The sequence below is a fragment of the Pseudomonas sp. CM25 genome, from assembly GCF_013179705.1.
GTDB lineage: Bacteria > Pseudomonadota > Gammaproteobacteria > Pseudomonadales > Pseudomonadaceae > Aquipseudomonas.
In genome coordinates, this window is the sequence record NZ_JABMCW010000175.1 from 1 (window position 1) to 11,514 (window position 11,514).

Sequence of the window (11,514 nt, forward strand, 5' to 3'; positions counted from 1 at the left end):
GCTTTGCCACCGGCAGCCTCGTCGGCCCTCGCCTGCTGCAGGCCAACCAGCTGCTGATGAAGGTGCGCAACGCCAACCAGTGGCTGGCCTGCGACTGCCGCAACGACGCCCTGCCGGTGCTCAATGTGACCCTTAACGGCAGCACCGGCACGCTCTTCCTCAAGAACAATCCGGGCACCGCCGAGCATGCGCCCGGCTGCCCGTTCACCAAGGACGAACGGGAAGCCGCCGAGCGCGAAGACGACCCGGCACCACCCGCCGCCTGGCTGCCGCCCGACACGCCATTGCGCCTGATCGGCGACTTCCGTGCCGCCAACGCCAGTGTCGGCGGCGAAGGCAGCGAGCGGCGCGAACAGCAGCGCCTGTTGTCGTTGCTGCTGACCTGGATCGAGACCAGCGGCCTCAACCTGTACGCCACGCACCTGAAAAAGGACCTGACCGGCCAGTTTGCCGAGCTGCGCAGCGTGGCCAGCCGCTACCCGTTGCTGGAACGGGTGCCCGCCAGCAACTACCTGGAAACCCGCCTGGACATGAAGCACATGATGATGCTCAAGTCCCGCCTGCGCGAAGCCACTGTGTTCGGCAACCACCGCCGCCATGGCCTGTTGCTGGACTGCGTCGACCAGGTCAAGGGGCGCAAGCTGTTCAACAACCGCAGCGAGGATGGCTTCGACTTCCAGGGGCACCACCTGTACTGGGGGGGCAGCCGCACCACTGGGCCGTTGCTGGCACTGATGCTTTACTCGCCGACCAGCGCGGGCAGCCATTATTACGAACTGATTCATGTCGCCAGCGTGCCGGTACTGTCACGTGCCCATATGTTCCCGGTGTACCGCGATGAAGAGCGCGAGCCGCTCAAGGCGCTGGTGTCGCTGGTCGACTGGATGGCCAGCAAGGGCGTGAAGGTACAGATGCGCCGGCCGGTAATTGGCGGCCAGGTGGCGGATGAGCTGGTGATGACCTCTGACCAGGACCGGGTGTTGTCGATCTCCCTGCTCGAGCAGCCCATCGGTCCCGAGCCGGATGCCGAGAACTTCAAGCGTTACGCCGATTTCAAGAGCCTGGAAACCTTCCGCAAGTTCGTCGCCGGCTTTTTCATGCGCGAGCGCTGAACAACCTGGCGCGATCCCTGTGGGAGCGGCCGAGGCCGCGAACACCGGCAACGCCGGTACCATCCACTGCGCTGCCTGATTCGCGGGCCTGCCCGCTCCCACAGGGACCGTGCAGGCTGCAACTTTCCAGGTCAGCCCAGAAACAGCTTGTACGCCGGGTTATCGGTCTCATCCCAGTACCGGTAGCCCATTTCATCCAGCGCCAGCGGCATCCCCGCCAACTCTTCCACTGGCACCTCCAGCGCCGCGAACACGCAGGCCTGCGCCGCACCATGGTTGCGGTAATGGAACAGGCTGATATTCCAGCGTTTACCCAATCGCTCCAGAAAGCCCAGCAAGGCTCCCGGCCGCTCAGGGAACTCGAAACGCAGCACGCGCTCGTCAGCCCCTGGTGCAGCATGGCCGCCCACGGTATGGCGCACATGCAGCTTGGCCAGTTCGTTGTCGGTCAGGTCCAGCACGCTGTAGCCCTGCTCCCGCAGACTGACCAGCAACCGTTCGCGCGGGTCGTGCAGCGGGTGGGTCTGCACCCCCACGAACAGCCGCGCCTCCTTGCCGGGGTAGTAACGGTAGTTGAACTCGGTGATCTGCCGCTTGCCCAGCGCCTGGCAAAATGCGCGGAAGCTGCCCGGCTGCTCCGGGATGGTGACCGCGATGATCGCCTCGCGCTGCTCGCCCAGTTCGGCCCGCTCGGCCACATGGCGCAGGCGGTCGAAGTTGACGTTGGCCCCGGAATCGATCGCCACCAGGGTTTGCCCCTGCACACCCTCGCGCGCCACGTACTTCTTGATCCCGGCCACAGCCAGGGCGCCGGAAGGCTCGGTGATCGAGCGGGTGTCGTCGTAGATGTCCTTGATCGCCGCGCACAATTCGTCACTGCTCACCGTCAGCACTTCGTCGACAAAGTGCCGGCACAGCTCGAAGCAATGCGCGCCCACCTGCGCCACCGCCACGCCATCGGCGAAGGTGCCGACCTGCGGCAAGATCACTCGCTCGCCGGCAGCCATGGCCGCTTGCAGGCAGTTGGAATCCTCTGGCTCGACACCGATCACCTTCACCTCTGGCCGCAGGTACTTCACGTAGGCGGCGATACCGGCGATCAGTCCGCCACCGCCGACCGGTACGAAGATGGCGTCCAGCGCACCCGGCCGTTGGCGGAGGATTTCCATGGCTACAGTGCCCTGCCCTGCGATTACATCAGGGTCGTCGAACGGTGGCACGAAGGTGGCGCCTTCACTGTCGGCCAGGGTCAGGGCGTGCGCCAGGGCATGCGGGAAGCTCTCGCCGTGCAACACCACATGCCCGCCGCGCGAACGCACCCCTTCCACCTTCAACGATGGCGTGGTGGTCGGCATGACGATGGTGGCCTTCATGCCCAGGTGCGACGCAGCCATCGCCACGCCCTGGGCATGGTTGCCCGCCGATGCGGTAATCACCCCACGCTCGCGCTGCACGCTGCTCAGGCGTGACAGACGGGTGTAGGCACCGCGGATCTTGAACGAGAAGGTCGGCTGCAGGTCTTCGCGCTTGAGCAATACCTGGTTGCCCAGGCTGGCAGACAATGCCGGGGCTGCCTGCAGCGGGGTTTCGATGGCCAGGTCGTACACCGGGGCGGCAAGAATCCGCCGCACCTGCTCCGACAGCAGTTGCTGGGGGGTAACGGTGGTACGGGGGGTAACGCTGAAGCTGGTCATCGATGACTCCTTGGCTGTTTCACGTTGCCCAGGAGTCAGAGAGAAGAAACCCGCCTCCAGGGCGGGTTCAGTGCACGTACGCGCTAGCCCGCCAAACTGATAATGGCGGTAATAATAATGGCGTTCACATGCGGGAATGTATTCATGGGTCAGGAACTTAGCCTGCCGCGTGCAGGTAAGTCAACACTTGGCCTGCTGCGCCGACAACGGTACATCGAACACTTTGTCGAAGCCCCACTGAAAGACAAACGCGTAAACGAAGAAGAACACGAACAACGCCAGGTTGGTCAGCAACGCTGCCCACAGGCTTACACCCAGCCAGTACGCCACCAGCGGCAGCAGGATCAGCACCAGCCCCCCCTCGAAACCCAAGGCATGCAGCATGCGCCGGGCAAAGGTGCGCTCACGCTTGTGCTGGCGCGCCTCCCAGCGTTCGAAGGCCCAGTTGTAGGCCATGTTCCAGCTCATCGCGATGCCCGACATCAGCACCGACAGCACGGTCGACTGCGCCATGCCGGCGGCAAACGCCAGCTCCAGCGCGGGCGCCACGCAGGCGACAGCGATGGCTTCGTAGAGGATGGCCTGGACGATCTTGCGTGCCTTGCCTTGCATGTTCAACTCCCGGGGTAAACGACCTGTAAAGCTACAAGAACTGGCCTTTAAGAAAAAGCCTGAAATTTGCACAACCCGCGTGTTCGCAGGCGGCATATCACCCCGCAGGCAAGCGAATCCGAAACTGCGCCCCACCCAGCGGCGACTGCGCCACGGTCAAGGTGCCACCCTGCCCTTCGATGGCCCGCCGGCTGATCGCCAGGCCCAGGCCAAACCCGCCGGTATTGCGGTCACGGCTGCGGTCCAGCCGGTAGAACGGCTGGAAAATCCGCTCCCGCTCCTCCACCGGAATGCCGATCCCGTCGTCTTCCACCGTCAACAGGCAGGCGCCATCCCCTTCCAGGCGCAAACGCAGCAACAGGCTTTCGTCGCAATAGCGCATGGCATTGCGCACCAGGTTCTGCACTGCCCGTGCGGTCAGGCGAGGATCAAGCACAAAACGTGGCAGGCTGCCCTCTGCCTGCACTTCCCATGTGATGCCACGGCTGTCGAGCTCCTCGGCAAAGCCGCCGAGCACACTGTCGACCAGCTCCAGCAGCGACACCTCGACCCGCTCGCGGGCCTGGTCAGCGTTGTATAGCCGGCTGTAGGACAGCAACTCCAGCACCAGTTCATCCAGCTCGCGCACATGCCCGACCAGTTCCAGCAAGCGCTTGCGGCTGGTCGCCGGCACCTCGTCGAACAGCAGCACCAGGCCGAAATCCAGACGGGTCAGCGGCGTACGCAACTCGTGCGACACCGCATTGAGCAGCTCCCGCTGCTGGTTGACGTGGCGCTCCAGGTCACTGGCCATGGTGTCGAACACCCCGGCCAGTTCGCCGATGTTGGAGTGTGGCGAGATGTGCGTACGCTCGGCCATCTGCCCCTGGCCCAGCCGCCGGGCAGTCTCCTTCAAGCGTTCAAGGTCGCGCCAGTGCGGCCATACCCACAGCAGCAGGCAGCCCAGCATGGCCGCGCCGATCAGCACGGTCACACCCCACGACAGCACGTTGATGTCCAGCGGGTCTGGCGGTGAGTGCAGGCGCACCAGCCATTGCTTGTCCAGCGGCGCCAGCACCGTCTCGTAGTAGCCCCATTCAGCGATGCGTACCGCATACAGCCCGTGCTCCAGGCGCGCCTGCTCCTCGTCGCTCAACTCGGCCTGGTCCATGCGCAGCAGTTGCAGCTCCAGCGGGGCGAAATCAGCGGCCAGCTCGTGCGCCACCTCCGGCCACTGCTCGGGCGGGGTCTGGCGGAACTGGCGCACGATCAACGCCTGCACGCCCTTGGCCTGGTCCAGGTTGTAGGCCATGAAGCGGTCACGGAACAGACCGACGATAGTGTCGGGAATGAACAGCAAGGCCCCGGCATACGCGACAATGATGACCAGGTACAACCGCACCAGAATCTTCAGCATGGGCGGTCAGCACTCCCACTCGACACGGCTGAACAGGTAGCCCTTGCCCCACACGGTCTTGATCTTGCGCGCTTCGCCGGCGTTGTCGTCGAACTTGCGGCGCAGCTTGGAAATGGCCACGTCCACCGAACGGTCGGTGCCGTTGAACTCTATACCGCGCAACTGCTGCAGGATGCGGTCGCGGTTCAGCACTTCGCCGGCATTGCGCGCCAGCACTACCAACAGGTTGTACTCACCGCTGGACAGCTCCACCTCGTCGCCGCGCCAGCTGACCGTGCGTTCGGCCAGGTCGATGCGCAGGCCGCCGATGAGGATCAGGTCGTTGTCCAGGCGCGGCTCGTTGACGCTGCTACGGCGCAGCAGGGTGCGCACCCGGGCCAGCAGCACGCGGGGCTCGCAGGGTTTGGTGACGTAATCGTCGGCGCCCATTTCCAGGCCCAGCACCTGGTCGTGGCTGTCGTCGCGGGCGGTCAGCATCAGGATCGGCAGGCTGTGCGATTCCTGGCGCAGCAGGCGGCACAACTGCAGGCCATCGATGCCTGGCAGCATCAGGTCGAGAATGACCAGGTCGGGCTTTTGCCTGCGGTACTCGTCCAGCACATGATCGCCACGGGCGATCACCTGGACGTGGAAGTCGTTGCGTTGCAGGTAGCTGGCGATCAACTCGGACAGGGCACTGTCGTCTTCGACCAGGATAATATTCGGCATAGGCGCTTGGGCATCTGGATGGTGGTAAACCTTGCCGGCCTCTTTGCGGGTACGGATCCCAAGGATTATGGTGACCCTGCAGGAGCGGGTTTACCCGCGAAGAGGCCGGTACAGGAACACTCAGGATATAGAACACTACACCGCGACAGGATTGTTCTTCACACTTTTTCACACTCGCCCTACAGCTATTAACAGCCCCCCGGGCAGCACCTGCCGTAGCATACGCCGGGTCATCAACGGAAGATCCGTATGCCTACTATGTTCCCCCCTCGCCTGCGCCCGGTGGCGCTTCTGGCGTTTCTGAGCCTGTCCCTGGCCGGCTGCGGCGACAGCGCCGAGCAAGACGAACAGGCTCCCACCCCGCAAGTGCGGGTGGAAACCCTGCAACTGCAGCCCCTGGCGATCAGCAGCGAACTCAGCGGCCGTATCCTGGCACCGCGCACTGCCGAAGTGCGCGCCCGGGTGGCCGGCGTGGTGCTCAAGCGGGTGTACCGTGAAGGCAGCGACGTCAAGCGCGGCGATGTGCTGTTCCTGATCGACCCGGCGCCGTTCAAGGCCGACCACGATAGCGCCAGGGCTACCCTGGCCAAAGCCCAGGCCACCCTGTACCAGGCACGCCTGCAAGAGCAGCGCTACCGCGAGCTGGTCGATGACAAGGCCGTCAGCCGCCAGGAATACGACAACGCCAAAGCCAGCTTCCTGCAAGCGGACGCCGAGGTGGCCGAAGCCAAGGCGGCGCTGGAGCGCGCCCGCCTTAACCTCGGCTACGCCACCGTGACGGCGCCGATTTCCGGCCGTATCGGGCGTGCCCAGGTCACCGAGGGTGCGTTGGTCGGGCAGAACGAGACCACGCCGCTGGCGACCATCCAGCAGCTCGACCCGATCCATGCCGATGTCACCCAGTCGACCCGCGAGCTCAACGCCCTGCGCCGCGCCCTGCGTGCTGGCGAGCTGCAGCAGGTGGGCGACGGCCAGGCCCGCGCCACGCTGATCCAGGACGACGGCAGCGCCTACCCGCTGCCGGGCAAGCTGCTGTTCTCCGACATCAGTGTCGACCCCAGCACCAACCAGATCACCCTGCGCAGCGAGTTCCCCAACCCGGACCTCGACTTGCTGCCCGGCAGCTACGTACGCGTGCGCCTGGAGCAAGCGGTGCAGCCCAAAGGCCTGAGCGTGCCGCAACGCGCCATCCTGCGTGACAGCGCCGGGGTACCCAAGGTGCTGGTGGTCGACCAGCAGGCCCGGGTCAGCGACCGCCAGGTGGTACTGGGCAGCGCCCAGGGCGACCGCTGGATCGTCAGCGAAGGCCTGGCCGCCGGCGAGCGGGTGGTGGTAGAGGGCCTGCAACACGTCAAGGCCGGTGACCAGGTACAGGTCGACAACGCATCGGCCGCACCGCCCATCGCACAGCACACCGGCCAGTGAGGGCCTGATTCATGCCGCATTTCTTCATCGACCGCCCGGTGTTCGCCTGGGTGGTCGCACTGTTCATCCTGCTGGCCGGTGCGCTGGCCATCCCGCAACTGCCGGTGGCCCAGTACCCCAATGTGGCACCCCCGCAGGTGGAAATCTACGCCGTGTACCCGGGCGCCTCGGCGGCGACCATGGACGAAAGCGTGGTCAGCCTGATCGAGCAGGAGCTCAACGGCGCCGACAACCTGCTGTATTTCGAGTCGCAGAGCAGCCTGGGCAGCGCCACCATCACCGCCACCTTCGAGCCGGGCACCAACCCCGACCTGGCCCAGGTCGATGTGCAAAACCGCCTGAAAGTGGTCGAGTCACGCCTGCCCCGCCCGGTTACCCAACAGGGCCTGCAGGTGGAAAAGGTCTCCACCGGCTTCCTGCTGCTGGCCACCCTCACCTCCGAGGACGGCAAACTGGATGAAACCGCGCTGTCGGACATCCTCGCGCGCAACGTGATGAACGAAATCCGCCGCCTCAAGGGCGTCGGCAAAGCGCAGCTGTATGGCTCGGAACGGGCCATGCGCATCTGGATCGACCCGCGCAAGCTGATCGGTTTCCACCTCACGCCCAACGACGTGGCCGAAGCCATCGCCGCGCAGAACGCCCAGGTCGCCCCCGGCAGCATTGGCGACCTGCCCAGCCGCGACACCCAGGAAATTACCGCCAACGTAGTGGTCAAGGGCCAGCTGAGCAGCCCCGAAGAGTTCGCCGCCATCGTCCTGCGCGCCAACCCGGACGGTTCCACCGTAACCATCGGTGATGTCGCGCGGGTCGAGATCGGTGCCCAGGAATACCAGTACGGCACCCGCCTGAACGGCAAGCCGGCCACCGCCTTCAGCGTACAGCTGTCGCCGGGGGCCAACGCCATGGAAACCGCCAGCCTGGTGCGGGCGAAGATGCAGGACCTGGCGCGTTACTTCCCGGAAGGCGTCAAGTACGACATCCCCTACGACACCTCGCCGTTCGTGAAAGTGTCCATCGAGCAGGTCATCAATACCCTGTTCGAAGCCATGCTGCTGGTATTTGCGGTAATGTTCCTGTTCCTGCAGAACCTGCGCTACACGCTGATCCCGACCCTGGTAGTGCCGGTGGCGCTGATGGGCACCTTTGCCGTGATGCTGGCCATGGGCTTTTCGGTCAACGTGTTGACCCTGTTCGGCATGGTGCTGGCCATCGGCATTCTGGTGGACGATGCCATCGTGGTGGTGGAAAACGTCGAGCGGATCATGGCCGAGGAAGGCCTGCCGCCCAAGCAAGCCACGCGCAAGGCCATGGGCCAGATCAGCGGTGCGATTGTCGGCATTACCCTGGTGCTGGTGGCAGTGTTCCTGCCCATGGCCTTCATGCAAGGCTCGGTTGGGGTCATCTACCAACAGTTCTCGGTGTCCATGGCGGTGTCGATCCTGTTTTCGGCATTCCTGGCCCTCAGCCTGACCCCCGCGCTGTGCGCCACCCTGCTCAAGCCGCTGGCCAAGGGCGAGCACCATGAGCGCAAAGGCTTCTTCGGCTGGTTCAACCGCCGCTTCGAGAGGATGAGCAACGGCTACCAGCGCTGGGTCATCCAGGCCCTGAAGCGCAGCGGCCGCTACCTGCTGGTGTACGCGGTGCTGCTGGCGGTGCTGGGCTATGGTTTCAGCCAGCTGCCTACCGCGTTCCTGCCTACCGAAGACCAGGGCTACACCATCACCGACATTCAGCTGCCGCCCGGCGCCAGCCGCATGCGCACCGAGCAGGTGGCCGCGCAGATCGAAGCACACAACGCCGAGGAAGCCGGGGTGGGCAACACCACCTTGATCCTGGGCTTCAGCTTCTCGGGCAGCGGCCAGAACGCCGCCCTGGCGTTCACCACGCTGAAGGACTGGTCCGCGCGTGGCGCCGATGACAGCGCCCAGTCGATTGCCGACCGCGCGACCATGGCCTTCACCCAGCTCAAGGACGCCGTGGCTTACTCGGTGCTGCCGCCGCCAATCGACGGCCTGGGTGAATCGACCGGCTTCGAGTTCCGCCTGCAGGACCGCGGCGGCATGGGCCACGCCGAGCTGATGGCCGCCCGCGATGCACTGCTGGCCAGTGCCGGCAAAAGCAAGCTGCTGACCAACGTGCGCGAAGCCTCGCTGGCGGAGAGCCCGCAGGTGCAGCTGGAGATCGACCGCCGCCAGGCCAACGCCCTGGGCGTGTCGTTTGCCGACATTGGCACAGTGCTGGACGTGGCCGTGGGCTCCAGCTACGTCAACGACTTCCCCAACCAGGGCCGCATGCAGCGGGTGGTGGTGCAGGCCGAAGGTGACCAGCGCAGCCAGGTCGAGGACCTGCTGCAAATCCACGTGCGCAACAACAGCGGCAAGATGGTGCCACTGGGCGCGTTTGTTCAGGCCAAATGGGTCAGCGGCCCGGTGCAACTGACCCGCTACAACGGCTATCCGGCCGTGTCGATTTCCGGCGAGCCGGCGGCGGGCTACAGCTCGGGTGAAGCCATGGCCGAAATCGAGCGCCTGGTGGCGCAGTTGCCAGAAGGCGCTGGGCTGGAGTGGACCGGGCTGTCGCTGCAGGAACGCTTGTCCGGCAGCCAGGCACCGATGCTGATGGCGCTGTCGTTGCTGGTGGTGTTCCTGTGCCTGGCCGCGCTGTACGAAAGCTGGTCGATCCCGACCGCGGTGCTGCTGGTGGTGCCGCTGGGCGTGCTCGGTGCGGTGCTGGCGGTAACCCTGCGCGGCATGCCCAACGACGTGTTCTTCAAGGTTGGCCTGATCACCCTGATCGGTCTGTCGGCGAAAAACGCCATCCTGATCATCGAGTTCGCCAAGAGCCTGGTCGATCAGGGGGTCGATGCCGTCGACGCCGCCGTGCAGGCCGCGCGCTTGCGCCTGCGGCCGATCGTGATGACCTCGCTGGCGTTCATCCTCGGCGTGGTGCCACTGGCCATCGCCACCGGCGCCAGCTCGGCCAGCCAGCAGGCGATCGGCACCGGGGTGATCGGCGGCATGCTCAGCGCTACCCTGGCGGTGGTGTTCGTGCCGGTCTTCTTTGTAGTGGTGATGCGCCTTTCCGGGCGACGCCAGCTACGTAGCGCCGATACGCAAACCGCCCTCAACGAAAGCTGACTGGACAAGCACCGCTTGAAATGGGAGGGTTTCGGGCATGACAGCCCGGAGCCCTTTTTCATGCCTAATGCATTGCCCCCCTGCACCATCCTCATTCTTGCCGGTGGGCGCGGCCAACGCATGGGCGGGCGTGACAAGGGGCTGATCGAGTGGCAGGGCGCGCCGCTGGTGGCGCATGTGCAGCGGGTGGTGCGGCCACTCAGCGATGACTTGGTGATTTCCTGCAACCGCAACCAGGATGCCTATCGGGCGTATGCCGACCAGTTGGTGGGCGATGCAGAGGCGGATTATCCCGGGCCGTTGGCGGGGGTAATTGCCGGGCTGAAGGTGGCGCGACATGAATGGGTGGTGCTGCTGGCCTGTGATGCACCGCTGGTTGATCGCGGGTTGATCGACGATCTGCGGCGGCTGGCCGTGGCGAACCACGGCGCGGCGATGGTGCGCCAGGGCGGCTACTGGCAGCCGATGTTCAGCGTGCTGCCGCGCCGGGTGTTGCCGGTGCTGGAGCAGGCTTGGGCGAGCGGTGAAAGGAGTTTGCAAAAGGCCTTGCTGCGCGAACCGGTCCACGGACTGGAGTGTGCTGAGGGGGATCGGCGGTTGAGCAATTTCAACAGCCCGGAGCTGCTGCAAGGCTGAAGTCATGTGTTGCCTGTACCGCCCTCTTCGCGGGTGAACCCGCTCCCACAGGGGTTTTCAAGATCCGCGAACAGACCTGTGCAGGCCATACATCAGCGGGCAGCCAATTCCTCGACACTGATCTCCCGCATGCGAAACTTCTGCACCTTGCCGGTCACCGTCATCGGGAACTCATCGACAAAGCGAAAATACCGCGGCACCTTGAAGTGCGCGATCCGCGCCGTCGCCCATTCGCGCAGCTCCTCTGCGCTGGCGGTATGCCCCGGGTGCAGCCGCACCCAGGCCACGATCTCTTCCCCGTACTTGCTGCACGGCACACCAATCACCTGCACATCGGCCACCGCCGGGTGGGTGAAGAAGAACTCTTCCAGCTCGCGCGGGTAGATGTTCTCGCCGCCGCGAATGATCATGTCCTTGCTGCGCCCGACAATGCGCACATAGCCCTGCTCGTCCATTACCGCCAGATCGCCGGTGTGCATCCAGCAGTCGCCATCGATGCTTTCGGCAGTCGCCTTGGGGTTGTTCCAATACCCCAGCATCACGCTATAGCCGCGGGTGCACAGTTCGCCGATCTCGCCACGTGGCACGGTATTGCCATCGGCATCGACGACCTTGTTCTCCAGCTGCGGCTGAGTGCGCCCAACGCTGGTCACACGTCGCTCCAGGTCGTCGGTGGCCCCGGTCTGCAGCGATACCGGGCTGGTCTCGGTCATGCCGTAGGCGATCTGCACTTCGGCCATGTGCATCTCGCCGATCACCCGGCGCATCACCTCGATCGGGCAGGTGGCGCC

9 protein-coding genes are annotated in these 11,514 nt (G+C 65.0%); 4 read left to right on the forward strand and 5 right to left on the reverse strand.

Annotation, left to right across the window (positions count from 1 at the left end; genetic code table 11):
• The coding region (locus tag HP546_RS18010; protein WP_172227990.1) for a hypothetical protein at positions 1–1,112 on the forward strand (1,112 nt) is incomplete at its 5' end.
• 131 nt (positions 1,113–1,243) lie between these two features.
• Here the strand turns inward: HP546_RS18010 and ilvA are convergent.
• The 4 genes from ilvA to HP546_RS18030 form a co-directional block, all read right to left on the reverse strand.
• Positions 1,244–2,806: a threonine ammonia-lyase, biosynthetic gene (ilvA, locus tag HP546_RS18015; protein ID WP_172227992.1), complete on the reverse strand. Its 1,563-nt coding sequence runs from the start codon at positions 2,804–2,806 to the stop codon at positions 1,244–1,246.
• Positions 2,807–2,986: 180 nt separating this feature from the next.
• Positions 2,987–3,418 (reverse strand): PACE efflux transporter, encoded by a 432-nt coding sequence (locus HP546_RS18020; RefSeq protein WP_172227994.1) that lies wholly within the window; start codon positions 3,416–3,418, stop codon positions 2,987–2,989.
• A 97-nt stretch (positions 3,419–3,515) separates the two neighbouring features.
• The gene (locus tag HP546_RS18025; protein ID WP_172227996.1) at positions 3,516–4,814 is read right to left on the reverse strand and encodes an ATP-binding protein; all 1,299 of its coding nucleotides are present in this window, start codon (positions 4,812–4,814) and stop codon (positions 3,516–3,518) included.
• A 6-nt stretch (positions 4,815–4,820) separates the two neighbouring features.
• Positions 4,821–5,522: a response regulator transcription factor gene (locus HP546_RS18030; RefSeq protein ID WP_172227998.1), complete on the reverse strand. Its 702-nt coding sequence runs from the start codon at positions 5,520–5,522 to the stop codon at positions 4,821–4,823.
• A 249-nt stretch (positions 5,523–5,771) separates the two neighbouring features.
• On the opposite strand from HP546_RS18030, the gene HP546_RS18035 reads away from it, so the two are divergent.
• The 3 genes from HP546_RS18035 to mobA are packed head-to-tail and all read left to right on the forward strand — an operon-like array spanning position 5,772 to position 10,723.
• A complete protein-coding gene (locus HP546_RS18035) occupies positions 5,772–6,947 on the forward strand; it encodes an efflux RND transporter periplasmic adaptor subunit (protein ID WP_172228000.1) in 1,176 nt (391 codons plus the stop codon).
• 11 nt (positions 6,948–6,958) lie between these two features.
• A complete protein-coding gene (locus HP546_RS18040) occupies positions 6,959–10,087 on the forward strand; it encodes an efflux RND transporter permease subunit (protein WP_172228002.1) in 3,129 nt (1,042 codons plus the stop codon).
• Positions 10,088–10,147: 60 nt separating this feature from the next.
• On the forward strand, positions 10,148–10,723 hold the full coding sequence (gene mobA / locus HP546_RS18045; RefSeq protein WP_172228004.1) for a molybdenum cofactor guanylyltransferase MobA: 576 nt from the start codon (positions 10,148–10,150) through the stop codon (positions 10,721–10,723).
• A 92-nt stretch (positions 10,724–10,815) separates the two neighbouring features.
• Here the strand turns inward: mobA and HP546_RS18050 are convergent.
• A partial coding sequence (locus HP546_RS18050; RefSeq protein ID WP_172228006.1) for an AMP-binding protein occupies positions 10,816–11,514 on the reverse strand: 699 nt, incomplete at its 5' end.